Consider the following 23691-nt stretch of genomic DNA (forward strand, 5'->3'; position numbering starts at 1 on the left):
CACATGGGCATGAGCGTGACCATCTCTGCGGCGACCGAGCAGGACGCGGAGCAGATCTTCAGGTTGCAGTACCTGTGCTTCCAGAGCGAAGCGGCGCTGTATGGCAACTACCGCATCGACCCGCTCGTCCAAACCCTGGACTCGGTCCGGGCCGAGGTGACCGGGGACTGCGTCTTCGTGGCACGGCTCGGTGAAGAGGTGGTCGGCTCGGTGCGCGGCAGTGTCACCGCGGACGGCGCCGCCGCCATCGGCAAGCTCTGCGTCCACCCCCGCCTCCAGGGCCACGGCATCGGCGCGAGGCTGCTGCGCGCGGCGGAGGCGGCCCTGACCGAGCAGCGCGGCGCCAAGAGGTTCCGCCTCGAGGCCGGCCACCGCAGCGAGGGCAACCTCCGCCTGTACCGCAAGGTCGGCTACGAGGCGGTGGGCACGTCCAAGGGCGCCGACGGGGTCCCGATGGTCGTCCTGGAGAAGCCGGCCGGCGCCTTCGTCGCTACGGCTTAGGGGTTCGCGCCCTGCGCAGCCAGTAGATGGCCGACAGCGGCAGCAGCACGGGGATGAACAGGTACCCCATGCCGTAGTCGGACCACACCGTCGCGTCGGGGAACGCCGAGGGCTCCACCAGGGTCCAGGTACCGACGATCAGCACGCCCGCGAGCTCGGCGGCGCAGCACACCAGCGCCGCCCTGCGGGCCTTTTCGCCACCCCTGACGAGCGTGTACGTGATGAACCCGTACACGATGCCCGCCAGCGCGGAGAGCGAGTAGGCGAGCGGCGCCCGGTCGAATTCCGTCGCGATCTGGTACGCCGACCGCGACACGGCCCCGACGACCATCACGCCGTACAGCCAGACCAGCAGCACCCCGGGCCCGCTGATCAGCCGCGTCGGCTTCTCCTCGGTCACGGCCACCTCAGCCTCCCCAGATGTCAAAGAGCCGTACTTCCAGCACGGCCAGCACCACACCGCCGGCGGCCACCGTCACCGAACCCCACTTGGACCGCTCGGCCAGCGACATGAAGCCGGCGGCCGGCACGCACGCGAACGACCCCAGCAGATACGCCACGAAGATCGTCGTGCCCTGCTCCGGCTTCTCGCCCCGCGCCAGCTGCACGATCCCGACCACCAGCTGCACCAGGGCCAGCAGCGTCACCACGGCCATCCCGATGAAGTGCCAGTCCTTGGTGGGCTGGTCACGGTAGGCCGCCCAGCCGCACCAGGCGGCGAGCAACAGCGCGGCGACCCCGGTCACCAGCGTCAGGGCATCAAACATGCGGCGAGCCTATTACGGCCCAAAAGACCTGATGCGGCCGCCCCCGGACGGCACCGTAGGGTCGGGGGCATGAAGATCCGTGCACATGCCCTCCTTTTCGACAACGACGGCACTCTCGTCTCCTCCCTCGCCTCCGTGGACCGCTGCTGGGCGCGGTGGGCCGAGGAGTACGGGATCACGGAGGAGTTCGGCAGGGTCGAGCTGCACGGACGTCCGGCCGTCGAGATAGTCGCCGAACTGCTGCCCGCCGACGTCGTACCGGAGGCTCTCGCACGCATCGAGGCGATGGAGGTCGAGGACGTGCCGAACGACGGGGTGCAACTGCTGCCCGGGACCAAGGCGTTCCTCGACTCGCTGCCCGCCGACCGCTGGGCCGTCGTCACCTCCGCCACCCGCCGCCTCGCCGAGGCCCGGCTCGACGCCGTCGGCATCCTCCCCAAGACGATGATCACCGCCGACGACATCACCCGCGGCAAGCCCGACCCCGAGCCCTACCTCCTCGCCGCCCGTGAACTGGGCGTCGATCCGGCCGACTGCGTCGTGTTCGAGGACGCCCCCGCCGGTCTCGCGGCCGGTCGCGCCGCCGGCATGACCACCGTGGCGTTGACCACAACCCACCAGGCCCACGAGGTCGACGCCGACCTCGTCGTGAAGGACCTGTCGGCCCTGTCCGCGCTGGTCAGCGACGGGCGAGTGGAGATCTCCGTCCGCGACTGAGGACTGTCCACCGCTGTCCGCAATGCGGACAGCGGTTCTTGGTCAACGCAATACGTCTGATTTACTGATCGCATGACCACGACGAGCTGCCGCACCACTGCGACCGAGGCGACCATGACGCCCGGTGCTCGTTGTATGTGTCGAATGCGCGCCTTCTAGAGGGCCCCCGCACCACTCCTGAGCCTCGCGCCCCGAAGCGAGCCGCCGTGGCACGTCCGTACGCCTGACGCCGTACGAGACCGAGTTGCCCGCGCATGACTTCCCTCCCGTACCAGGGCACACCCACGCCCGCGTACTCGACAGTGACGGAACCCCCTGTGATCACGACATCAGGCCTGACCAAGGTCTATCGCTCACGCGGCCGCGAGGTCACCGCCCTCGACGGCGTCGATCTGCACGTCCGCGAAGGCGAGGTGTACGGCGTCATCGGCCAGTCCGGCGCCGGCAAGTCCTCGCTCATCCGCTGCGTCAACCTGCTGGAGCGCCCCACCTCCGGCACGGTGACCGTCGCCGGACAGGACCTCACCGCCCTCGCCGGACGCGGCCCCCGGGCCGGCAAGGAGCTGCGGCAGGCGCGCAGCCGTATCGGCATGGTCTTCCAGCACTTCAACCTGCTGTCCTCGCGGACGGTCCAGGACAACGTCGAGCTGCCGCTCGAGATCCTCGGCAAGTCGGGCAAGGAGCGCTCCCGCAAGGCGCTCGAACTCCTCGACCTCGTGGGCCTCGCGGACAAGGCCGGGGCCTACCCCGCCCAGCTCTCCGGCGGTCAGAAGCAGCGCGTCGGCATCGCCCGCGCCCTCGCCGGCGATCCCAAGGTGCTGCTCTCCGACGAGGCCACCAGCGCCCTCGACCCGGAGACCACCCGCTCCATCCTCCAGCTGCTGCGCGACCTGAACCGGCAGCTGGGCCTGACCGTCCTGCTCATCACCCACGAGATGGACGTCGTGAAGTCGATCTGCGACTCGGCCGCGCTGATGGAGAACGGCCGCGTCCTCGAGTCCGGCACCGTCAGCGAGCTGCTCGCGACGCCCGGCTCCGAACTGGCCTCGGCGCTCTTCCCGGTCGCCGGCGAGGCCTCCGCGGACGACCGCACCGTCGTCGACGTCACCTTCCACGGCGAGGCCGCCACCCAGCCGGTCATCTCCCAGCTCGCGCGGACCTACAACATCGACATCTCCATCCTCGGCGCCGCCATCGACACCGTCGGCGGCCTCCAGGTCGGCCGGATGCGCATCGAACTGCCCGGCCGCTACGAGGACAACGTCGTGCCGATCGGCTTCCTGCGCGAACAGGGCCTCCAGATCGACGTACTGGGCCAGGAGCCCGTTCTGCTCAAGGAAGGTGCCCAGCTGTGACCTGGTCCGAAATGCAGCCCCTGCTGGAGCAGGCGTGTTGGGACACCCTCTACATGGTCGGCTGGTCCACCCTCATCGCCGTCGTCGGCGGCCTGCCGCTCGGCATCCTGCTGGTCCTCACCGACCGGGGCGGTCTGCTTCAGAACGTCCTCGCCAACAAGGTCATCGGGCAGATCGTGAACGTCGCCCGGTCGATGCCGTTCATCATCCTGATGGTCGCGCTGATGAGCTTCACGCGCTGGGTCACCGGGACGACCATCGGCCGTGAGGCCGCCATCGTGCCGCTCGCCATCGGCGCCATCCCGTTCTTCGCGCGCCTGGTCGAGACGGCCGTCCGCGAGGTGGACGGCGGGCTCGTCGAGGCCGTGCAGTCGATGGGCGGCAACACCTGGACCGTGGTGCGCAAGGTCCTCGTGCCCGAGTCACTGCCGTCCGTCATCGCCAGCACCACGACCACGATCGTCGCCCTCATCGGCTACTCCGCCATGGCGGGCACGGTCGGCGCGGGCGGCCTCGGCGACATCGCCATCCGCTACGGCTTCCAGCGCTTCGAGACCGAGCTGATGTGGATCACCGTCGCGATCCTCGCCGTCGTCATCTCCCTCATCCAGTCCGCCGGCGACTACGCGGCCCGCTCCCTGCACCGCCGCGGCGGCCAGTCGGGCCCGGCGCCGAAGCTGCGGCTGCTGAAGGCCTCCACGGCCACCAGCAAGACCGTCTGAACGCCCCCAGATCTCCCCGTACCACCACCACGGGGTCGCACCACCCATAAGGAAAGGCACTTTTCGTGCGTAACACCGCCAAGATCACCACTGCCGTCCTCGCCGCCGGAGCCCTCACCCTCGGGCTCAGCGCCTGCGGCTCGGACAAGGACTCCGGCTCCGACGCGAGCGCCCCGCTGAAGGTCGCCGCCACGCCCACCCCGCAGGGCGAGATCCTCACCTACATCAAGGACAACCTCGCGAAGAAGGCCGGCCTCGAACTCGAGGTCAAGGAGTTCACCGACTACGTGACGCCGAACACGGCCGTCCAGCAGGGTGAGGTCGACGCCAACTACTTCCAGCACCAGCCGTACCTGGACGACTTCAACAAGAAGAACGGCACCGACATCGTCGCCGTGCCGAACGCCACGGTGCACCTGGAGCCGCTCGGCGTGTACTCCCAGGGCGTCAAGAAGCTGACGGACCTGAAGAAGGGCGCCACCGTCGCCCTGCCGAACGACACCACCAACGAGGCCCGCGCGCTGAAGCTGCTCGAGGCCAACGGCCTGATCGAGCTCAAGGCCGGCGTCGGCTACGAGGCGACCCCGAAGGACATCGCCTCCAACCCGAAGAACCTTCAGTTCAAGGAACTGGAGGCGGCCCAGCTGCCGCGCTCCCTGAGCGACGTCGACGCCGCCGTCATCAACGGCAACTACGCGCTGGAGGCCGACCTCAGCCCGGCCGAGAACGCCCTCGTCGCCGAGTCGCCCAAGGACAACCCGTACGGCAACTTCCTCGCCGTGAAGAAGGGCAACGAGGACGACCCGCGCGTCGAGAAGCTCGCCAAGCTGCTGACCTCGCCCGAGGTGAAGAAGTTCATCGAGGACAAGTACGACGGTGCGGTCGTCGCGGCGTTCTAAGAGGTCAAGCGTTATCTGGCGGTGCGTTTACCGCGTATCGCCACGCACGGGGTCCACTCCTTCACTTGGTGTGGACCCCGTGGTGCAGTTCAGTGCTTTCATGCTGCATGCTGGGCAGTTCAGCAGGCCTTGAACGTTCGTCGAAGGTTACGGAGCGTCGCATGACTAGCACCTTCCCCAACATCTCCATCAGCACGGAGCGGTTGGTGCTGCGCCCCCTTGACGAGGACGACGTGCCCGCGCTGGCCGAGATGATGAACGACGAACAGGTCGGCGCCTGGACCGACGTCCCGCAGCCCTTCTCCGAGGAGGGCGCCCGCACCTGGATCGCCGATTACGCCCCGACGGAACGCGAGTCCGGCCGCGGACTCGACCTCGCCGTCACCGAGTTCCTCACCCAGCGCCTGGTCGGCGTCGTCCAGCTGACCAAGACGAACTGGCATGTGCGTGCCACCGAGTTGTCGTACATCGTCGCCCCCTGGGCCCGCGGCGAGGGGTACGCCTCCGAGGCCGCGCTCGCCACCGCCCAATGGCTGTTCACCGACCAGAAGTTCGAGCGCATCGAGCTGCGCACGGCCGCCGACAACACCGCCTCCCAGCAGGTCGCCCAGAAGATCGGCTGCATCAGCGAGGGAGTCCTGCGCAACGCGTGCATAGCGCACGTCCGCACGGACGACGGCACCTGGGCCGACGTACGCACCGACTTCATCGTGTGGAGCCTCCTGCCGGAGGACCTCGACGGCGCCGGTGAGCAACTTGCCGACAGCGGCGGCTTCACGTCGTTCGGCGAGTGGAACTGACGGAAAACGAACCCGTCGGCGGGGTCGGTGCCGAGCCGGTGACCAGGTACCCTCACGGAGCCTGCCCCTCGGGCTGCCCCGCAACGACCTGCGCAAACCCTGGAGACTGACGACGATGGCCGACCGCGTCACGGTGATCGGCTGGGACGGCTCGCCGCTGACCGCCGCGGCCCGCTCAGCCCTCGGCGCCGCCACGCTCGTGGCCGGTGCCGCCCACCACCTGGCGCTCCCCGAGGTGCCGCCCAACGCTGAGCGCATCCGCCTCGGCAGCGTCTCCCTCGCCGCCCGCCGCATCGCGGGCCACCGCGGCACCGCGGTCGTGCTGGCCGATGGCGACCCCGCCTTCTTCGGCGTCGTACGGACCTTGCGCGCGCCCGAGTTCGGCCTGGAGGTCGAGGTCGTCCCCGCCGTCTCCTCGGTCGCCGCCGCCTTCGCCCGCGCCGGCATGCCCTGGGACGACGCACAAGTGGTCGTCGCACACCGGCGCACCCTGCGACGCGCGGTGAATGTGTGCCGAGCCCACACCAAGGTCGCCGTCCTCACGTCACCCGGCGCCGGCCCCGCCGAACTCGGCCTGCTGCTGGAGGGCGTCCACCGCACCTTCGTGATCTGCGAGGAACTGGGCACCGAGCGGGAACAGGTCACCGTCGTCACCTCCGACAAGGCCGCCGACCACACCTGGCGCGATCCGAACGTCGTCATCGTCATCGGCGGCCACGCCGGCACCACGGAGGCCGGGGAGTGGATCGCCGGCCGGGACCCGAGCGCCGGTCCGCGCGGCTGGACACTGCCCGCCGAGTCCTACGGCGGACTCATGAGCGAGAGCGAACTCGAACCGCTGCGTGCCGCCCAACTCGCCCGCCTCGGCCCGCGCGTCGGCGACCTCGTGTGGGACATCGGCTGTGCCAGCGGCGCCTTCGCCACCGAGGCCGCCCGGGCCGGCGCCGCCGTCATCGCCGTCGACCGCGACCCGCAGGCGTGCACCCGCACCGAGGCCAACGCACGCGCGTTCGGGGTCCAGCTCCAGATCGTCCACGGCACCGCCCCGCACGTCCTGGAGAACCTCCCCGAGCCGGACGTCGTCCGTGTCGGGGGCGGGGGAGCGGCCGTCGTGTCGGCCGTCGCCGACCGGCGCCCGCAGCGCATCGTCACGCACGCCGCGACCCGCGACGACGCCGAACTCATCGGCCGCGGCCTCTCCGAACACGGCTACGACGTCGAGTGCTCCCTCCTCCAGTCCGTCGAACTCGACACCCGGGCCTGGACGGAGCGCGAGCGCAGCGTCGCCTTCCTGCTCACCGGGCAGTTGGGACCGCGCCCGACGTCTCGCTGAGCAACGCCGGTCGGGCGACGGGCGGGCACCGCCCGATCGCACGGTGTGACCGTCCACCCTCCCCGTGATCCTGTTGTCGTACCGCGCGCGGTAGGCTGGCCGATCGTTGTACCGCACTCGGTCGCCCGGCTATTCGTCGGTCAATGTCCGGAAAAACATGCCCCGTTTGGGGTGGGTGTGGTACGGCGAAACCGGAGGACGCGCAACGTGGCGCAGTCCACATCGGCCTGTCGCGGATCAAGCTGTCGCGACGGACGAATGACCACGACAATGCCACTGAATGGCTTTGTCGCCTTTTTGGGACGGGTCGTTCGTGCCGCTGGGCAAGCACGCTCGTTCTTCACTGCGGGGGCGGTCGGTGCGCCGTTCCCGGTGAGCTGGTCGTATAAGCACTAACCGATGGGCGAGGGGTACGCATGACCGACACCGGCCAGGTCCCGGGCGAGGGACTGCCGGAGAGCGCAGGCACGGTGGAGCAGCCGGGCGCCCCCGCGGCGCACGGTACGTACACCTACCTCTCCGAGACCACCGCCGAGGACGAGGACCTCCTGATGCCCGGCACCCAGGGTGCCTGGGGCAATGAGGTCGCCCCACCCATGCCGGAGCCGGTCGTCGAGGCACTGCACGAGCCGGGCGCGCACGAGATGTCCGGCCGCGATAGCGGCTCGGTCGACCTCAGCGCCGTCCGCCTCCCGGGCCCCACGGCTCCCACGTCGCCGATCCCGCCGATCACCCCGCGGCGCCCCCTGCACCTCGGCCCGCCCATCCCGGACGCCTCCGCGAGCCCGGTCCGCTCCCTCGCCGACCGCGGCGCCGTCGGCGCACCGGTCCGCCAGGCCGGCCCGGTCCCGGTGAGCCCCGAGTACCCGGACGCCACGGTCCCGCAGCCGGCGGCACCCTGGGGCGCCGCCGCCCAGATTCCGGCCCCCGGGCCGTCGAGCACGGAGGCGTTGGCTGCCGAAACGGTTATTCCCACGCAGCAGCCTGTCGGTGTGGCACAGGCGGCGGTGGCTCGGGCGGCCGGGTCCGCTCCGCAGGAGGGTGTGTACGCGGGGCAGGAGCCGGTTGCTGTTGCTGCTGCCGGTGTCGCGCCGGTTGCCGAGGCGATGCCCGGTCATGACGTTGCGCAGGGGCCGGTGGCCTCGGGCGCCGGGGAGGGCGACGGGGCTGTTTCCGGTGCCGAGGAGGGCGCGGGAGCCGTGCCCGTCGGCGCCGGTGACTCGGTCACTGGTGGGGGCGAGGCCGCTGACGCCGTGCCGACTGCTGGGCCCGTGCCCGGCGGGGACGGTGGCCAGGAGGTTCCGGGCGTCGGTGCGGCGTCGGAGGGTGACGCCGGGATCGGGCAGCGCCCGGTGGGTGCTGAGGGCACCGAGGTCGCTGGGGCTGTCGAGGCTCCGACGGTTGCCGAGCCGCTCGTGGCCGGAGAAGCGCCCGCCGGTGAGGCCGTTCCGGCCGCCGAGGTCGCGCAGGCTGCTGAGGGCTCGGTCCCTGAGGCTGCCCAGCCTTCCGAGGCACCCGCCGCCCAGGCCGACGACGTGATCGCCGACGCAGGCCAGGTGGCCGAAGGCGTCGCCGGGGATGTGGTTGCCGAAGCTGCCGCGCCTGACGCCGCCCAAGTTGCCGAGGCCAAAGCCGCTGAGGCCGGTCACATGGCCGACGCCCCCGCCTCGCAGGGCCAGCCGCTTCCCGAGGCCGCGGCCCCCGACGCCGCACAGCTCCCGGGTGCTCCCGCTCCCGGCGCCGCACAGGTTCCCGGTGCCCCCGAGGCCGCCCAGGCCCCCGACGCCGTAGTCCCCGCCTCCGCCGAGGCCCCCGCACAGATCGTCGAGCCCCACGCCCCGCAGGCCGTGCCCGCTCCCGAGGCGGTTCTGCCGCCCGAGGGAGCCCTGCCGCCCGAGGCCGCGCAGTTCCCGGAAGCCGCGCAGTTCCCCGAAGCCGCGCAGGCTCCCGAAGCGGCACAGCACCCCGAGGCCGCCCAGGCCCTCCCGGAAGCCTCTCAGGCCCCCCAGCTCGTGGACGTCGAGCACGCCGCTGCGGCCCCGCAGCCGGCCGACGCCGTCGCCGCGCCCACCGACGGCGCCCCCGCGGCCGTAGCCCCCGAAGCGACCCCGCAGCCCCAGGACGCGGATCAGCCCGTCCAGCAGGACGCCCCCGCCGTTCCGGCCGAGCTGCCCGCCCACGAGCCGCAGCAGGCACCGGCCCCCGAGGCCGTCCCGGACGCCGATCTCGTATCGGCCCCGGAGGCCGTCCCGGACGCCGGCCTCGCGCCGGCACCCGAGGTCCTCCCGGACGCCACCCCTGCACAGGGTCCCGGAGCCGTCCTCGCGCAGGCCCAGCAGAACCCCACGCAGGACGGAGTTCCGGTGAACGCCGACCCCGCCGCCCAGGCCACGGACGCGAGCGCGCCCGCCGCCGACGCGGAAGCCCCCGTAGCGGATCCCGCAGCCGAGGCCGACCCGACGGCCTTCGCGGCCCCGGCACCCGACGCCGCTCCGTCGGCCCCGCTTCCGGACGCCCCGCAGACACCGGACGGCGAACCGACCGGAGCCTCCCAGCCGGCCGCCGCGATGCCGCAGCCCCTCGCCGCCGCAACCGCCGGCCCGGGCATGACCGAGCACCCCGCGACCCCGGCCGAGACCTACGAGTCGTTCGTCGCCGAGCCCGCGGGCCCGCAGCTCCGGTCCCAGCCCCACCCCGCGCAACTCGCCGAGGACCCGGCCCGACCGGGCGTCGAGTCCGCGGCGTCCGGCGAGGCCGAGCCCGTCGCCGTGCTGCCGAGCGGCATCCCGCAGGAGTCCGCGCCCGGACAGCCGCTGGGCCAGTTCGTGCCGGTGGAGGGCTCGGTGCCGACCACCCCGCACCTCGCCCCGACCCCGCCGCAGCCGATCGTGCTGCCGGTGACGGAGGGGACCGGCCCCGCCGCCACGGTGCCCGCGCCCCGGGACGGCGACCCCGAACTCGTACAGCACGCCGACGACCTGGACACCCGGGCCGCCGATCAGGAAGACCAGGAAGAGCAGGCGGAAGAGAGCACGGCCGTGGTCGAGGAAACACGACAGTCCACCGGTCCGGCGGCGCCCGCCTACGACGACGCCGAACGCGCGGCCGTCCTCAAGGTCATGCGCGAGCGCCGCGACATCCGCAACGGCTTCCGCAGCGACCCGATCCCGCACGAGGTCCTGCTCCGGGTCCTGGAGGCCGCCCACACCGCGCCCTCCGTCGGCCACTCCCAGCCCTGGGACTTCGTCGTCATCCGCTCCGCTGACACCCGGCGCACCATGCACGAGCTGGCGTCGCGTCAGCGCGAGGCTTACGCCAAGTCCCTCCCCAAGGGCCGCGCGAAGCAGTTCAAGGAACTGAAGATCGAGGCCATCCTCGACACCCCGGTGAACATCGTCGTCACCGCCGACCCGACCCGCGGCGGCCGCCACACCCTCGGCCGGCACACCCAGCCGCAGATGGCCCCGTACTCCGCGGCTCTCGCCGTCGAGAACCTGTGGCTCGCCGCGCGCGCCGAGGGCCTCGGCGTCGGCTGGGTCAGCTTCTTCGACGAGCGCGAGATGGTCCGCGCGCTGGGGCTGCCCGAGCACCTGGAGGTCATCGCCTACCTGTGCGTCGGGTACGTCGACGAGTTCCCGGACGAGCCCGAGCTGATGCAGGCCGGCTGGTCCAAGCGCCGCCCGCTCTCCTGGGTCGTCCACGAGGAGACGTACGGCCGTCGTGCCCTGCCCGGCGAGGAGCCGCACGACCTGCTCGCCGAGACCGTCGCCCAGATCCGCCCGCTGGACGCCAAGGCGCTCGGCGAGGCCTGGGAGCGGCAGAAGCGGATGACGAAGCCGGCCGGCGCGCTCGGCATGCTGGAGATCATCTCCGCTCAGCTGTCCGGGCTCTCGCGCCAGTGCCCGCCGCCCATCCCGGAGCCCGCGGCCGTCGCGATCTTCGCCGGTGACCACGGCGTGCACGCCCAGGGCGTCACGCCGTGGCCCCAGGAGGTGACGGCCCAGATGGTCGCCAACTTCCTCGGCGGCGGCGCGGTCTGCAACGCCTTCGCAGGGCAGGTGGGCGCCGAGGTGTGCGTCGTCGACGTCGGCGTCGCGGCCGACCTCCCGGCCACCCCCGGCCTCCTGCCCCGCAAGGTCCGCGCGGGCACCTCGGACATGACGACCGGCCCCGCGATGACCCGCGAGGAGGCCAAGCAGGCCATCGAGGTCGGCATCGAGACCGCCCGCGACCTGGTGGCGGCCGGCAACAAGGCGCTGCTGACCGGCGAGATGGGCATCGCCAACACGACCGCGTCGGCCGCCCTGATCTCCGTCTTCACGGGCGCTGACGCCGCCGAGGTCACCGGCCGCGGCACCGGCATCAACGACGAGACGCTGGCCCGCAAGACCGAGGTCGTGCGCCGCGCGATCGAGGTCCACCAGCCCGACCCGGCCGACCCCATCGGCGTCCTCGCCGCGATCGGCGGTTTCGAGCACGCCGCGCTCGTCGGGCTCCTGCTGGGCGGCGCGTCGCTGCGTACGCCGGTGATCCTCGACGGCGTCAGCGCCGGTGCCGCCGCCCTGGTGGCGCGCGCGATCGCCCCCGAGGTGCTCGCCGCCTGCATCGCGGGCCACCGCAGCGCCGAGCCGGGCCATGTGGCCGCCCTCAACAAGCTGGGCCTGCGCCCGCTGGTCGACCTCGACCTCCGCCTCGGCGAGGGCACGGGCGCCCTCCTCGCCCTCCCGCTGGTGCAGAGCACGGCGCGGGCGATGCACGAGGTGGCGACGTTCGACTCGGCCGGGGTCACCGAGAAGTAGCCGGGCGACTGGGGACCCGGGGACGTGCACCCCGGGTCCTCAGTCACGTCACTGCGACTCGGGGAAGCGCGATCCCGGGTCCCCAGTCATATCGCTGCGGTCGCCCAGCCACCGGACACTTGAACCGCCGAAACCGCCCGCAGCATAAAATCCGCACGTCAGGGCATCGCACCGCCGCCGCAAAAGGGAGCCGCACCCTCATGGCCGAAAATCCCGCCTACCCCGTAGGCCTCCGCCTCACCGGCCGCCGGGTCGTCGTCCTCGGCGGCGGCCAGGTGGCCCAGCGCCGCCTCCCGGCCCTCGTCGCGGCGGGCGCCGACGTCCTCCTGGTGTCCCCCGAGGCGACCCCGTCGGTCGAGGCGATGGTGGACGCGGGCGAGGTCACCTGGCACCGGCGCCGTTACGAGGACGGCGACCTCGCCGACGCCTGGTACGCCCTGATCGCCACCAGCGACCACGAGGCCAACACCGCCGCCTCCGCCGAGGCCGAGCGCCACCGCGTGTGGTGCGTCCGCTCCGACGACGCCGACGCGGCCACCGCCTGGACCCCGGCCACCGGCCACAGCGAGGGCGTCACGGTCGCCGTCCTCACCACCGACGCACGCGGCCGCGACCCCCGCCACACCGCCGCCATCCGCGACGCGGTCGTCGAGGGCCTGCGCGACGGCACTCTCGTCGCCCCGCACCACCGCACCCGCACGCCCGGCGTCGCCCTCGTCGGCGGCGGCCCCGGCGACCCGGACCTGATCACCGTGCGCGGCCGCCGTCTGCTCGCCGAGGCCGACGTGGTCATCACCGACCACCTGGGCCCGCGCGACCTGCTCGCCGAACTGCCGCCGAGCGTCGAGGTGATCGACGCGGCGAAGCTGCCGTACGGCCGTTTCATGGCCCAGGAGGCCATCAACAACGCGCTGATCGAGCACGCCAAGCAGGGCAAGTCGGTGGTCCGCCTCAAGGGCGGCGACCCCTTCGTCTACGGCCGTGGCATGGAGGAGGTCAACGCGCTCGCCGAGGCCGGCGTCCCGTGCACGGTCGTGCCCGGCATCTCCAGCTCCATCTCGGTCCCGGGTGCCGCCGGCATCCCGGTCACCCACCGGGGCGTCGCCCATGAGTTCACCGTGGTCAGCGGCCACATCGCCCCCGATGACGAGCGCTCCCTCGTCGACTGGCCGTCGCTCGCCAAGCTCACCGGCACCCTGGTCGTCCTCATGGGCGTCGGCACCATCGGGAAGGTCGCCGAGACCCTCGTCGCGCACGGCAAGTCCCCCGACACCCCCGTCGCCCTGGTCCAGGAGGGCACGACGGCGGCCCAGCGCCGGGTCGACGCGACCCTCGCCACGGCGAGCCAGGCGGTGCTCGACCACGAAGTGAAGCCGCCGGCGGTCATCGTCATCGGCGAGGTCGTGAAGGTCGGACCGACCCCTTCCGCGTAACCGCGGGTAACCCAACCCGTCCCGAACCGTTGGCACCGCACCCAGGACAAGGCAGTATCACTCTGTGGCCGATCTCATCACCGTCGATGACCCCACCGACCCGCGCCTGCGCGACTACACGGGCCTGACCGACGTCGAACTGCGCCGCAAGCGCGAACCGGCCGAGGGCCTGTTCATCGCCGAGGGCGAGAAGGTCATCAGACGGGCCAAGGAAGCCGGCTACGAGATGCGGTCGATGCTGCTGTCGGCCAAGTGGGTCGACGTCATGCGCGACGTCATCGACGAACTCCCGGCCCCGGTGTACGCGGTCAGCCCGGAGCTCGCCGAGCAGGTCACCGGCTATCACGTGCACCGCGGAGCGCTCGCCTCCATGCAGCGCAAGCCGCTGCCGACGGCGACCGAGCTGCTCCAGACGGCCCGCCGCGTGGTGGTCATGGAGTCGGTCAACGACCACACCAACATCGGTGCCATCTTCCGCTCCGCCGCCGCCCTCGGCATGGACGCGGTCCTGCTCTCACCGGACTGCGCCGACCCGCTGTACCGCCGCAGCGTCAAGGTCTCCATGGGCGCGGTCTTCTCCGTGCCGTACGCCCGTCTCGACACCTGGCCCAAGGGCCTCGAATCCGTCCGCGAGGCCGGCTTCACCCTCCTCGCCCTCACCCCCGACGAGAAGGCCAAGACCCTCGACGAGGCCGCCCCGCACCGCATGGACCGGGTCGCGCTGATGCTCGGCGCCGAGGGCGACGGCCTCTCCACCCAGGCTCTTGTCGCCGCCGACGAATGGGTCCGCATCCCGATGGCCCACGGAGTCGACTCCCTCAACGTCGGCGCGGCCGCCGCGGTCGCCTTCTACGCGGTGGCCACCGGCCGCCCCCGGCTTTAGGGCCTGCGCACATGAGCCGGGGTGAGGCGATCGTCGCGGTCCTGCTGCGCGCCGACCGCGTCCTGGCGATCCGCCGCGGCCCGTCCGTCGCACGCCCCGGCTACTGGCAGCCCGTCAGCGGCAGGATCGAGCCCGGGGAGTCCCAGCGCGACGCCGTCGCCCGGGAGGTCCACGAGGAGGTCGGCCTCACCGTCGTACCCCTGGCCAAGGTCTGGGAGTCGGAGACCGACGACGGCAGCTTCCGCCTGCACTGGTGGACGGCGCGGGCAGAGTCGGGCGACGTGGTGCCCGACCCGGACGAGGTCGCCGAGGCCCGCTGGGTCACACCGGGGGAGTTCCTGTCCCTGACCCCGGTCTTCGAGGGCGACCGGGAGTTCTTCGAACGGATCCTGCCCCCGCTCCTCTGACCCCGCGCACCCCCGGGAAAGACCCCCGGCGGGCTCCTACTCCGGAATCTCGAACGTCGACTCGTACCGCTCGGACATCGTTTCCTGGTCCAGCGGCTCGAAGTCCGAGTCCACCTGCTCCTGCTTCGGACGTACGACATCCCCGTCGCCGTCCCCGCCGAGCCCGCGGTCCGGCCCCTGGCAGCCCTGGGCCGCCGCGATGCCGAGCGCCACGAGCAGCGTCACCACGACGAACACGAACAGCCGCTGCCGTAGCAGCTGAGGGTTGGCAGGCCGCAGCCCCGTCCCGGTGTTCCGGGGAGCCGGCCGTCCGTTGCCACCGCGCGGGGCGGGCCGGTTGCCGTTGGGGGAGCGGGGCGAGGTACGCGGACCGGGCATCGGACGGCCCCCGGGGCGGCCCGACGCCGTACCGCTCTGCGGACCGCCGGCACCGCGCTGCGGCGGAGCCGTGTCACGGGCGGGACCGGGGACACGCGGGCCGCCGTTGCCCCGCGGCATACCGGTGCCGCGCGTCGGGGGAGTGCCCTGCGCGCGCCGCTGGGCACGCTGCTGATCGGCGTAGGTGTCGGCGAGCCGCCCCGTCGGCCGGTCCGACTCGGGGGAACGCTGGGCAGGCGGGCGCACGTCCGCGAACCCCTGCGCCTCCCGGGCCGCGATCTCCTTCAGCCGCAGCGACAGCTGAAGGGTGCTCGGCCGGTCCTCCGGATCCTTCGCCAGACAGGCCCGCACCAGCGGGGCCAGCGCGTCCGGCACGCCGTGCAGCTGCGCCTCCTCGTGGACGACGCGGTACAGCATCACCTCGGAACTGCCGTGCCCGAAGGGCGAGTCCCCCATCGACGCGTACGCGAGCGTGGCGCCCAGCGAGAACACGTCCGTGGCCGGGGTGACGGCGGCGCCGCGCACCTGCTCGGGGGCGAGGAAGCCCGGCGAGCCGACCGCCGTGCCGACGTGGGTGAGGGTCGAGGCCCCCGTGGCCCAGGCGATGCCGAAGTCGATGATCCTCGGCCCCTTGGGGGACAGCAGGATGTTGGACGGCTTCAGATCCCGGTGCACGACACCGGCCTCGTGGACGGCGACCAGCCCCTCGCTCAGGGCGGCCCCGACAGCGGCGACCTCCGCGGCGCCCAGAGCGCCCTCGTCGGCGACCTTGTCGTGCAGGGAGGGACCGGGCACGTACTGGGTGGCGAACCAGGGGCGCTCGGCCTCGAGATCGGCGGCCACCAGCCGGGCCGTGCAGCCACCGCGGATCCGCCGTGCCGCCGAGACCTCACGCGCGAAGCGGGAGCGGAACTCCTGATCCTCCGCCAGATCGGGCCGGATGACCTTGAGCGCGACCCGCTGCCCCTTCTTGTCGGAGCCCAGGTAGACGACGCCCATGCCGCCCGCGCCGAGCCGTCTGTGAAGCCTGAACGAGCCGACGACGCGCGGGTCCTCGCGCCTCAGGCGCATCATCGCCATGTTCATCCCCGCTGCCCGGTCCGTCTGACGAGCCACAGCTTACGTTTCCGCGGGCCGCCGTGCGCAGAGGCCGCGCCCTCTCGGCCCGACGGATTGTCAGTGGTGGGTGGGAGACTTGAAAGGTGGTCAGAGGGTGGGCGAACAGGGCGACTTAGCAGCGAAGGCGCCCCCAACCACCCGTGACGAAAGGGGGATTGGGCCCGTGAAGGGTGATCGCGTGGAGATAGTCGTGGACGCCGGGGACACGACGCGCACGTACGAGGTGGTGGCGAGCAGGGCGGGCCGCAGGGTGGAGACGGCGGTGCGTCGAGGTGTCGTGGAAGTGAGCGAAGTCACCCGAAGCGGGTCCGTGGTGCGTACGGCGCGCTTCATGGCGAACCGGGTCCTCGCGCTGGTCGAGCAGCCGATCCCGCGGGAGGACAGCTCGGAGCGGAGCCATGAGAAAGCGGGGCACACCGGGCGTCCCCTCGGGGATGACCCCGAGACCTAGGACCTCGTCTCCACCCAGGGGAGTACTCCGCAGGTCATGGCTCATCCTCCGGGAGGCCCGCCAATCGGTACGAGGGCATGACGTGCCGGAGCTGCCACCGGCCTAGATTTGAGGTCAAGCGGCGGGTGCAGCACTCGTCCCCCGAGGTCAGACACCCGCCGCTGCCAAACGACAACTGACACAGGTCAGGAGAGGGACCATGGCCCAGACGGCACCGCGGACAGTGATCCGCATGCAGGAGCGCACATGGCTGCGCCCCCGTCGCCAGGGCCGCCGCCACCCCCTGGTGGCGACGCTCATGGCCCTTCCCCTGGCGGCCCTGCTCCTCCTCGTCTTCGACGGCTGGGAGACAGTGGCCACACAGGCGTCGTCCGTGGGCGTGATGCTGGGGCGCTGAGCGGCGACCCCAGGCCCGGAAGAGCGGTCCGGGCGGGGACATCCACCCATGAAACCCCGTGGGGACGGGGGTGCGGCGGACGGCAAAAATGCCGGCGCAGCTGGGGAGCTGCGCCGGCATTGCTTTTCCCTGAAACCGACGGGGGCGTTTGAGCACGGCCCGCATCATCCAGCCCGCCTGGTTCCCAGGCTCCGGGCCCCTTCCAGACGCCGGCCGTATCATCCAGCCCGTCCGGCGTTTGAGGACGAGGCCCCTTCAGGGCCGAAGCGGGGGTCTGGGGGCGGCAGCCCCCAGTCAAGGCCCCATCGACGCCGAGCACAAAGATCGCCCCGGCGCCCAGCGACCCGGCTCAGCCAACCCGCGCACAAGGGACCCCGTGACCTCCACCCCGCTCCTGCCCGACCTCACCGCGCAAGCGATAGCCGCGGCTCACTCACGCACGTCCGCCTGTCCCTGCGGAGCAACCGTCACCCTCGCCGAGCGCCCCGACGCCACCGTCGTCCGGCACGCCGACACCGTCGCCAAGGCCCACGCCCCGGACATGGACGCCACCGACCTGGCGTCCCGCATGGCGGCAGCCACCCGCCTCCCCGGGATACTCCTGCCCCCGCTCACCCCCATACCCGTCGACCTCCACGACCGGCCCGTGAGCTTCTGGCCGTACGGCACCCCGGTCGACCCGGAAGACCCGGACGCGGCCCCCTGGGAAGCCGCCGCAACCCTGCTCGCCCGTCTCCACCGCACCCCCGCGCCCGTCCCGCTCCCGCCCATGCGCGGACCGGCCAAGGCGGCCCTCGCCCTGTTCCGCCTCCGCGCGACCACCGACGGCACCCTCGCCACCCCGGTCCTCCGCGCCTGGGACACCCTCCCCGCCTGGGCCCGCGGCGAGGCTCCCCAGCCGGACGCCACCACCCTCTGCCACGGCGACCTCCACCTCGGCCAGCTCGTCCGGCACCCGGTCCCGGACGGCCCCTGGCGACTCATAGACGTCGACGACCTCGGCGTAGGAGTACCGGCCTGGGACCTGGCCCGCCCGGCCGCCTGGTTCGCGTGCGGCCTGCTCCCGCCCGACGAATGGCACCGGTTCCTCACCGCCTACCGCGCCGCCGGCGGCCCGGCCGTGCCCGCCGACGGCGACCCCTGGCCCGCGCTGGACGTCCCCGCCCGCGCCCTCACCGTGCAGACCGCCGCCCGCGCGATCACCAAGGCCACCGCCGAGGGGCGCCGCCCGGACGAGATCGAGCAGGCCCTGATCGACGCCTGTGACCGAATGGGGTCCGTCCCCCCGGAGTTGGTCCGAGAAGAGGCGAAGTAGGGTGCAACCGACCGCAGCCGGACAGAGTCTGTCCTGGCGATACACGAAGCAGGACCGACCGGCGAGGAGTTGACTCGAGCATGCAGTGTCCGAAGTGCCATGCGCCGATGCACACGTACAACCGCAACGGTGTCCAGATCGAGCAGTGCAGTGGCTGCCGCGGGATCTTTCTCGACTACGGCGAGCTGGAGGCGCTGACCCGCCTGGAGTCCCAGTACACCCAGCCCGCCCCGCCGCCCCCGGCCGCCCCGCAGGCCTACCCGGCCCCCGCCCCGCAGGCCCCCGCCTGGGGCGCCCCGCACGGTGGCCACCACGGCGGTCACTACGGTCACAAGCGCCACAAGAGCTTCGGCCACATGCTGTTCTCCAGCTGAGCCGCACGAGACCACGAAGAAGCCCCCGGTCGTCTGACCGGGGGCTTCGGGGTGTGGACGATACTGGGATTGAACCAGTGACCTCTTCCGTGTCAGGGAAGCGCTCTCCCGCTGAGCTAATCGTCCTCGGGGCCGTGATCGACGATCGATCCGAAGATCACGGATTGCTGCGTGCGCGATACTGGGATTGAACCAGTGACCTCTTCCGTGTCAGGGAAGCGCTCTCCCGCTGAGCTAATCGCGCGGGCCAGACCTTCGATGATCTGTCGAAGATCCAGTGGACGATACTGGGATTGAACCAGTGACCTCTTCCGTGTCAGGGAAGCGCTCTCCCGCTGAGCTAATCGTCCTTGGAGGTGGAGACGGGATTTGAACCCGTGTAGACGGCTTTGCAGGCCGTTGCCTCGCCTCTCGGCCACTCCACCAGGAGTGTAGGGGTTCGGGATGATCCCCTGTTCCTTCGAGCGGACGACGAGGCTCGAACTCGCGACCTCAACCTTGGCAAGGTTGCGCTCTACCAACTGAGCTACGTCCGCTTGTCGTTTCGTTCCGCTCCCGCGGCCCGGCGACGTGTTGAACTCTAGCGGATTCCGGGGCCAGCACAAAAACGCGTTTGTGCAGCGTGCTGCGCTTCACCTGCTCAGGGACCCGGCGGAGCTCCCCGAGGGGACATGGCCAGGTCACCCGCAGGACACCGGCCATAGACTCGACTGCGTGCTCGACCTCCCTCCCCTCGCCCGCTTCGGCGACCGCGTCGCCACCGGCCTCCTCGATGTCACCAGCGACCTCGCGGCCCTGGACTCCAGTGGTTTCTGGGCCGTCTGCGCCGACTTCGAGGGCGGTCTGACCTGCGCCCGCTTCCGGGACGTACGCGAGGAGCCAGTGCCCGCCCCGGTGCCGGGGGAGTGGCTGGGCCCCACCGCCGATGACTGGACGTCGTCCCTCGATCGCGCCGCGTACACGGCGGGAGTACGGCGGATCCGTGAGTACATCGCGGCCGGCGAGGTCTATCAGGCGAATCTGTGCCGGGTGCTGAGCGCGCCGATCGGGGCGGGCGCCGATGTGGACGCCCTGACCGCCCTGTTGGCCCTCGGCAACCCCGCACCGTATGCAGGAACGATCCGGCTGCCGGGGCACGGAGTCGAGATAGCCACCGCCTCTCCCGAACTCTTCCTGCGTCGCGACGGGCGTGTCGTCGAGTCCGGGCCGATCAAGGGCACCGGGCGCACCGAGGCGGACCTGCTGGAGAAGGACTTCGCCGAGAACGTGATGATCGTGGACCTCGTGCGCAACGACATCGGCCGCGTGTGCGCCACCGGGACTGTGACCGTCCCCGATCTGTGCGCCGTGGAGAAGCACCCGGGCCTCGTGCACCTGGTGTCCACCGTGCGCGGTGAGCTGCGGTCCGGCGCCGGCTGGCCGGAGCTGCTCGGCGCCGCGTTCCCGCCCGGCTCGGTCACCGGCGCGCCCAAGTCGAGCGCGCTGCGGATCATCGACGAGCTGGAGACGGCGCCCCGCGGGCCGTACTGCGGCGGCATCGGGTGGGTCGACGCCGACCGGGGCGTCGGCGAGCTGGCCGTCGGGATCCGTACGTTCTGGATCGACCGGGGCGACGGAATGCTGCGTTTCGGAACCGGCGCGGGGATCACCTGGGGATCGGATCCCGAGGGCGAGTGGCGGGAGACCGAGCTGAAGGCGTCCCGGCTGCTCGCGGTAGCGTCGGGGGCGTACGAGGTGAGTGGAGAGGGACTGCAATCGTGAGGATCTGGCTCGACGGCGGGCTCCAGGACAGCGAGTCCGCCCGTGTCTCCGTCTTCGACCACGGGCTGACCGTGGGCGACGGCATCTTCGAGACCGTGAAGGCGGTGGACGGCCGTCCGTTCGCACTGACCCGGCACCTCGACCGGCTGACCCGCTCGGCACTCGGTCTGGGCCTGCCCGAGCCCGACCACGACGAGGTCCGCCACGCCTGCGCCGCCGTCCTGGAGGCCAACCCGATGCCGCTCGGCAGGATGCGCATCACCTACACCGGCGGCCACGGTCCCCTCGGCTCGGACCGCGGTGACCAGGGCCCGACCCTCGTCGTCGCCCTCGGTGAGACCAGCCGCCGGCCCGACTCCACGGCCGTGATCACGGTGCCCTGGACCCGTAACGAACGCGGCGCCCTCACCGGCCTGAAGACCACCTCGTACGCCGAGAACGTGATCGCTCTCGCCCGCGCCCATGAACGCGGTGCGAGTGAGGCGCTGTTCGCGAACACCGTCGGCCAACTCTGCGAGGGCACCGGCTCGAACGTCTTCGTCGTCCTGGACGGCGAGATCCACACCCCGCCGGTCGCATCGGGCTGCCTCGCGGGCATCACCCGTGCGCTCACCGTCGACTGGACCGGCGCCAGGGAGACCGACCTGCCGCTGGACGCGCTGGAGCGGGCCGAAGAGGTCTTCCTCACCTCCACCCTGCGGGACGTCCAGGCCGTGCACCGCGTCGACGACCGCGAACTGCCGGGCGCACCGGGCCCGGTGACCGCCAAGGCCATGCGGATCTTCGAGGAGCGGTCCGGCGACGACCTGGATCCCTGAGGACCGGAAAATGGGCTGCAGTGGCTCGGCAGGGTGGGTAGAACACCCCTGATGACCACGACCCTGCGGCCGACCGAGCCGCTTCAGCACAACGCGGACGGGACGCGTTCGCGCCGCTACCAGGTGTGCGTGAACAGCCGTCCCGTCGGCGGGATACGACTGGCCACGCACGCCCAGTACGGCCCGACCGTGGCCTGCGTCTCCGAGCTGCGCATCGAGGAACCGGACCGCGGGCGCGGCCGTGCCACGGTGGCCGCGCTGGCCGCCGAGGAGGTCCTGCGCGGCTGGGGCTGCAGGCGCGTCGAGGCGTCCGTGCCGGGCGGCGCCGACGTCGCGCTCCGGCTCGCCCGGGCCCTCGGGTACGTCGTGCGCAGCCGCAACATGACCAAGCGGCTGAACGGCACCCCGCCCGTACTCCCCGCAGGCAGCGTCCCCCGGCCCATGACCGAGGCCGAGTTCGGCCCCTGGCTGGCCTATGAGCGCGAGGAGTTCGCGCGCAGTCTGATCGCGAGCGGGGTGCCCGCCGCCGACGCGTACAAGAAGGCGGACGACGGGCACAACAGGTTCCTGCCGGACGGGCTCGCCACCGAGAACACGCTGATCAGCGTGCTGGAGCACGAGGGCGAAGCGGTCGGCAAGCTGTGGCTGGGCCTGTGGCCCGAGACCGCGTACGTCCTCGATGTCGAGGCCGACTCACGCTTCCGCGGACGTGGCCACGGCCGGGCCCTGATGCTGCTGGCCGAGGCGCAGGCCGCCGCCGGCGGCAAGGACCGCGTCGGCCTGCACGTCTTCGCCGGCAACGCCCCGGCGGAGCGGCTGTACGAGTCGCTGGGCTACGAGACGACCGCGTACAACCTGGGCAAGGACCTGCTGTAGCACCGAGCCGGGGCTCGGCGCCGGGGCCTAGGCCCCGGTCCCGTCCGCCAGCAGTCGGTCCGCGATCTCCTCGATGCGGGCGCGCAGGCCCTCCTGGCTCTTGCCGCCGTCGAGGCGCTCGCCGTCGATCACATAGGTCGGGGTGCCGGTCACGCCGATCGCCTTGCCCTCGGCCTGGTCGGCGTCGACGATCAGGATGTGCCGCCCGTCGATCAGGGCGATGTCGAACTCCTCGGCGTCCAGACCGAGTTCCCGGGCCACCTCGATGAGGAAGGGCTCTCCCTCGCGGTCCAGCTCCTCGACCCGGCCGAGCACGGCCTCGACGTACTCCCAGCCCTTGCCCTGCTCCAGCGCCTCCTCGGCGGCCTGCGCGGCGGCGAAGGCGTGCTTGTGCTTCTCCAGCGGGAAGTGCCGCAGCCGCAGCTCCAGCCGGTCGCCGTAGCGGGCGCGCAGGGCACGGAGATCGTCCAGGGCGCTGCGGCAGTCGGGGCACTGGAGCTCGCACCACACGTCGAGGACGGGGGCGGCGGGACGGTCGGGGGAGGAGTCGCTCATTGCCCCAGTCTCCCAGCCCCGGCCCGCACGACCCAATCCGACCTGGGGCTTCCGCGCGGGCCGGTCCGGGTACCGCGAGCCGACCGGCACCTGCGGAGGAGGCGACCCGGAGATGTCCCTGATGTCGGGCCCAGGCATGGCCGGGCGGGCCCGGAACGGTGCAGGATGGAAGGGACGAAGTGCCCTGTCCCGACCCGGCATGCCTGGAGGCCCGGATGATTGCCGAGACCGTTTGTTCAGCCGTCGCCGCGGCCGGCCTGGGCATCGCGGCGGTCACGGCGTACCGCAAGCGTTTCCTCGCGGCCACGCGCATCGCCGCCTACTCCCTCGTGCCCCTCGGCCTGGTGATGACCGGAGTCGTCGAGTGGCTCGCGGACACCGCGTTCAGCCCGACGGCCTGGGCGGGCTTCGGAGTCCTCGGAGTCGCATGGGTGCTGTTCATGACCACCCGGGCGGTGGAGCGCCGCCGCGGCGGTACGCGCAGGGAGCGCAAGGAGGCCCGTGCCGCCGCGCAGCGCGACGCGGTGGCCCCGGCGGCCTCGGCGCCGTCGCTCGGCGCGGGCTCCCGGCAGTCGACCCGGCCCGCGACCGCGCCCAAGGCGCAGGGCGGGGACGACTTCAGCGACATCGAGGCCATCCTCAAGAAGCACGGCATATGACCCCTGCGCAGGGGATGAAACGACACAGTGGGTCGTGCCGCGGCCGTAAGTGATCAAGACTCGAAGCGGACATCACGGAATCCAGCGAACTCCCGCTCATTCCGGGCGTGTTGATCGCGCGGTGACGTGGATCTACGTCATCATCGCCGCGAGATGCTGGACACGACACAGAGCGAGGCCACTCCGTCTCAGGACGAGCCTCGTGGGTGCCTCTTCGCCCTTTCCCAGCCACCGCTGATGATCTTCCTTGCGGTGATCGGGTGTCTGCTCCTCATGGCTGCGCTGCACGACCTGCTGCTGCTCTGAGCCGTACCCGCGGCCCCCGGCGCCACCCGCCGGGGTCCGCGTCGACACACATCTCGTGCCGGGCGG

Annotated in this window: 24 protein-coding genes and 5 tRNA genes; 20 read left to right on the plus strand and 9 right to left on the minus strand. The window is 72.0% G+C overall.

Features of this window, described 5'->3' with window-relative positions; all coding sequences use genetic code 11:
- The first annotated feature begins 3 nt into the window (after positions 1-3).
- Positions 4-501 (plus strand): GNAT family N-acetyltransferase, encoded by a 498-nt coding sequence (locus tag CP983_RS35375; protein ID WP_107909319.1) that lies wholly within the window; start codon positions 4-6, stop codon positions 499-501.
- Here the strand turns inward: CP983_RS35375 and CP983_RS35380 are convergent.
- On the minus strand, positions 491-907 hold the full coding sequence (locus tag CP983_RS35380; RefSeq protein ID WP_150504132.1) for a hypothetical protein: 417 nt from the start codon (positions 905-907) through the stop codon (positions 491-493). The two genes, CP983_RS35375 and CP983_RS35380, sit on opposite strands and share 11 nt — an antisense overlap.
- Before the next feature lies 1 nt (position 908).
- Positions 909-1268 carry a hypothetical protein gene (locus tag CP983_RS35385; protein ID WP_150504134.1) on the minus strand — a complete coding sequence of 120 codons (360 nt, stop codon included), beginning with the start codon at positions 1266-1268 and terminating at the stop codon, positions 909-911.
- A 69-nt stretch (positions 1269-1337) separates the two neighbouring features.
- On the opposite strand from CP983_RS35385, the gene CP983_RS35390 reads away from it, so the two are divergent.
- The 10 genes from CP983_RS35390 (at position 1338) to CP983_RS35435 (ending at position 14616) form a co-directional block, all read left to right on the plus strand.
- The gene (locus CP983_RS35390) at positions 1338-1985 is read left to right on the plus strand and encodes an HAD family hydrolase (protein WP_107909321.1); all 648 of its coding nucleotides are present in this window, start codon (positions 1338-1340) and stop codon (positions 1983-1985) included.
- Positions 1986-2302: 317 nt separating this feature from the next.
- Positions 2303-3340, plus strand: coding sequence for a methionine ABC transporter ATP-binding protein (locus tag CP983_RS35395; RefSeq protein WP_167537806.1), 1038 nt, complete (start codon positions 2303-2305; stop codon positions 3338-3340).
- A complete protein-coding gene (locus CP983_RS35400; RefSeq protein ID WP_107909323.1) occupies positions 3337-4062 on the plus strand; it encodes a methionine ABC transporter permease in 726 nt (241 codons plus the stop codon). The genes CP983_RS35395 and CP983_RS35400 overlap by 4 nt, the downstream gene beginning before the upstream one ends.
- A gap of 65 nt (positions 4063-4127) precedes the next feature.
- Positions 4128-4961 (plus strand): MetQ/NlpA family ABC transporter substrate-binding protein, encoded by an 834-nt coding sequence (locus tag CP983_RS35405; protein WP_107909324.1) that lies wholly within the window; start codon positions 4128-4130, stop codon positions 4959-4961.
- A gap of 161 nt (positions 4962-5122) precedes the next feature.
- Positions 5123-5761 (plus strand): GNAT family N-acetyltransferase, encoded by a 639-nt coding sequence (locus CP983_RS35410; RefSeq protein WP_107909325.1) that lies wholly within the window; start codon positions 5123-5125, stop codon positions 5759-5761.
- Between the two features lie 115 nt (positions 5762-5876).
- Positions 5877-7094, plus strand: coding sequence for a precorrin-6y C5,15-methyltransferase (decarboxylating) subunit CbiE (gene cbiE, locus CP983_RS35415; RefSeq protein WP_150504138.1), 1218 nt, complete (start codon positions 5877-5879; stop codon positions 7092-7094).
- A 416-nt stretch (positions 7095-7510) separates the two neighbouring features.
- Positions 7511-11893, plus strand: a complete 4383-nt coding sequence (cobT, locus tag CP983_RS35420; protein WP_150504140.1) for a nicotinate-nucleotide--dimethylbenzimidazole phosphoribosyltransferase — start codon at positions 7511-7513, stop codon at positions 11891-11893.
- Positions 11894-12093: 200 nt separating this feature from the next.
- A complete protein-coding gene (gene cobA / locus CP983_RS35425; protein WP_150504142.1) occupies positions 12094-13326 on the plus strand; it encodes a uroporphyrinogen-III C-methyltransferase in 1233 nt (410 codons plus the stop codon).
- Between the two features lie 64 nt (positions 13327-13390).
- Positions 13391-14209 carry a TrmH family RNA methyltransferase gene (locus CP983_RS35430; RefSeq protein WP_030959948.1) on the plus strand — a complete coding sequence of 273 codons (819 nt, stop codon included), beginning with the start codon at positions 13391-13393 and terminating at the stop codon, positions 14207-14209.
- Positions 14210-14220: 11 nt separating this feature from the next.
- Positions 14221-14616: an NUDIX domain-containing protein gene (locus tag CP983_RS35435; protein ID WP_150504144.1), complete on the plus strand. Its 396-nt coding sequence runs from the start codon at positions 14221-14223 to the stop codon at positions 14614-14616.
- 36 nt (positions 14617-14652) lie between these two features.
- Here the strand turns inward: CP983_RS35435 and CP983_RS35440 are convergent, their stop codons facing one another.
- Positions 14653-16080, minus strand: a complete 1428-nt coding sequence (locus CP983_RS35440; protein WP_167537908.1) for a serine/threonine-protein kinase — start codon at positions 16078-16080, stop codon at positions 14653-14655.
- Between the two features lie 196 nt (positions 16081-16276).
- Between CP983_RS35440 and CP983_RS35445 the strand changes: the two genes are divergently transcribed.
- The 4 genes from CP983_RS35445 (at position 16277) to CP983_RS35460 (ending at position 18650) form a co-directional block, all read left to right on the plus strand.
- A complete protein-coding gene (locus tag CP983_RS35445) occupies positions 16277-16564 on the plus strand; it encodes a hypothetical protein (RefSeq protein WP_030967873.1) in 288 nt (95 codons plus the stop codon).
- A 199-nt stretch (positions 16565-16763) separates the two neighbouring features.
- The gene (locus CP983_RS35450; protein WP_030967874.1) at positions 16764-16961 is read left to right on the plus strand and encodes a hypothetical protein; all 198 of its coding nucleotides are present in this window, start codon (positions 16764-16766) and stop codon (positions 16959-16961) included.
- Between the two features lie 376 nt (positions 16962-17337).
- On the plus strand, positions 17338-18276 hold the full coding sequence (locus tag CP983_RS35455) for a phosphotransferase family protein (protein ID WP_150504148.1): 939 nt from the start codon (positions 17338-17340) through the stop codon (positions 18274-18276).
- Positions 18277-18356: 80 nt separating this feature from the next.
- The gene (locus CP983_RS35460; protein WP_107909330.1) at positions 18357-18650 is read left to right on the plus strand and encodes a TFIIB-type zinc ribbon-containing protein; all 294 of its coding nucleotides are present in this window, start codon (positions 18357-18359) and stop codon (positions 18648-18650) included.
- Between the two features lie 54 nt (positions 18651-18704).
- On the opposite strand, the gene CP983_RS35465 is transcribed toward CP983_RS35460, so the two are convergent.
- The 5 genes from CP983_RS35465 to CP983_RS35485 form a co-directional block, all read right to left on the minus strand.
- Positions 18705-18776 (minus strand) — tRNA-Val (locus tag CP983_RS35465).
- Positions 18777-18822: 46 nt separating this feature from the next.
- A tRNA-Val gene (locus tag CP983_RS35470) sits at positions 18823-18894 on the minus strand.
- A gap of 34 nt (positions 18895-18928) precedes the next feature.
- Positions 18929-19000: transfer RNA gene (locus CP983_RS35475), tRNA-Val, on the minus strand.
- Between the two features lies 1 nt (position 19001).
- A tRNA-Cys gene (locus CP983_RS35480) sits at positions 19002-19075 on the minus strand.
- A gap of 38 nt (positions 19076-19113) precedes the next feature.
- A tRNA-Gly gene (locus CP983_RS35485) sits at positions 19114-19186 on the minus strand.
- A 178-nt stretch (positions 19187-19364) separates the two neighbouring features.
- On the opposite strand from CP983_RS35485, the gene CP983_RS35490 reads away from it, so the two are divergent.
- The 3 genes from CP983_RS35490 to CP983_RS35500 are packed head-to-tail and all read left to right on the plus strand — an operon-like array spanning position 19365 to position 22105.
- Entirely contained in the window at positions 19365-20411 is a 1047-nt protein-coding gene (locus CP983_RS35490; RefSeq protein ID WP_150504150.1) for a chorismate-binding protein, read from the plus strand.
- Positions 20408-21229, plus strand: a complete 822-nt coding sequence (locus CP983_RS35495) for an aminotransferase class IV (RefSeq protein ID WP_150504152.1) — start codon at positions 20408-20410, stop codon at positions 21227-21229. Before CP983_RS35490 ends, CP983_RS35495 begins: the two co-directional genes overlap by 4 nt.
- Positions 21230-21280: 51 nt before the next feature.
- On the plus strand, positions 21281-22105 hold the full coding sequence (locus CP983_RS35500) for a GNAT family N-acetyltransferase (RefSeq protein ID WP_150504154.1): 825 nt from the start codon (positions 21281-21283) through the stop codon (positions 22103-22105).
- A 27-nt stretch (positions 22106-22132) separates the two neighbouring features.
- Here CP983_RS35500 and CP983_RS35505 read toward each other — a convergent pair whose 3' ends face one another.
- Positions 22133-22660, minus strand: a complete 528-nt coding sequence (locus CP983_RS35505) for a DsbA family protein (RefSeq protein WP_167537807.1) — start codon at positions 22658-22660, stop codon at positions 22133-22135.
- 215 nt (positions 22661-22875) lie between these two features.
- Between CP983_RS35505 and CP983_RS35510 the strand changes: the two genes are divergently transcribed.
- Both CP983_RS35510 and CP983_RS44160 read left to right on the plus strand, forming a co-directional pair.
- Positions 22876-23319: a hypothetical protein gene (locus CP983_RS35510; protein WP_150504156.1), complete on the plus strand. Its 444-nt coding sequence runs from the start codon at positions 22876-22878 to the stop codon at positions 23317-23319.
- Between the two features lie 153 nt (positions 23320-23472).
- Positions 23473-23625: a hypothetical protein gene (locus CP983_RS44160; protein WP_163017197.1), complete on the plus strand. Its 153-nt coding sequence runs from the start codon at positions 23473-23475 to the stop codon at positions 23623-23625.
- The last annotated feature ends 66 nt before the right edge of the window (positions 23626-23691 follow it).

The organism is Streptomyces chartreusis, assembly GCF_008704715.1.
GTDB lineage: Bacteria > Actinomycetota > Actinomycetes > Streptomycetales > Streptomycetaceae > Streptomyces > Streptomyces chartreusis.

What these genes read in the sequence shown, in the direction of transcription:
- CP983_RS44160 (WP_163017197.1), top strand. Translation starts at nt 23,473, where the DNA reads ATGCTGGACACGACACAGAGCGAGGCCACTCCGTCTCAGGACGAGCCT.
- CP983_RS35375 (WP_107909319.1), top strand. Translation starts at nt 4, where the DNA reads ATGGGCATGAGCGTGACCATCTCTGCGGCGACCGAGCAGGACGCGGAG.
- cobT (WP_150504140.1), top strand. Translation starts at nt 7,511, where the DNA reads ATGACCGACACCGGCCAGGTCCCGGGCGAGGGACTGCCGGAGAGCGCA.
- CP983_RS35510 (WP_150504156.1), top strand. Translation starts at nt 22,876, where the DNA reads ATGATTGCCGAGACCGTTTGTTCAGCCGTCGCCGCGGCCGGCCTGGGC.
- CP983_RS35440 (WP_167537908.1), bottom strand. Translation starts at nt 16,080, where the DNA reads ATGAACATGGCGATGATGCGCCTGAGGCGCGAGGACCCGCGCGTCGTC.
- cobA (WP_150504142.1), top strand. Translation starts at nt 12,094, where the DNA reads ATGGCCGAAAATCCCGCCTACCCCGTAGGCCTCCGCCTCACCGGCCGC.
- CP983_RS35435 (WP_150504144.1), top strand. Translation starts at nt 14,221, where the DNA reads ATGAGCCGGGGTGAGGCGATCGTCGCGGTCCTGCTGCGCGCCGACCGC.
- CP983_RS35505 (WP_167537807.1), bottom strand. Translation starts at nt 22,660, where the DNA reads ATGAGCGACTCCTCCCCCGACCGTCCCGCCGCCCCCGTCCTCGACGTG.
- CP983_RS35385 (WP_150504134.1), bottom strand. Translation starts at nt 1,268, where the DNA reads ATGTTTGATGCCCTGACGCTGGTGACCGGGGTCGCCGCGCTGTTGCTC.
- cbiE (WP_150504138.1), top strand. Translation starts at nt 5,877, where the DNA reads ATGGCCGACCGCGTCACGGTGATCGGCTGGGACGGCTCGCCGCTGACC.
- CP983_RS35410 (WP_107909325.1), top strand. Translation starts at nt 5,123, where the DNA reads ATGACTAGCACCTTCCCCAACATCTCCATCAGCACGGAGCGGTTGGTG.
- CP983_RS35460 (WP_107909330.1), top strand. Translation starts at nt 18,357, where the DNA reads ATGCAGTGTCCGAAGTGCCATGCGCCGATGCACACGTACAACCGCAAC.
- CP983_RS35500 (WP_150504154.1), top strand. Translation starts at nt 21,281, where the DNA reads ATGACCACGACCCTGCGGCCGACCGAGCCGCTTCAGCACAACGCGGAC.
- CP983_RS35390 (WP_107909321.1), top strand. Translation starts at nt 1,338, where the DNA reads ATGAAGATCCGTGCACATGCCCTCCTTTTCGACAACGACGGCACTCTC.
- CP983_RS35450 (WP_030967874.1), top strand. Translation starts at nt 16,764, where the DNA reads ATGGCCCAGACGGCACCGCGGACAGTGATCCGCATGCAGGAGCGCACA.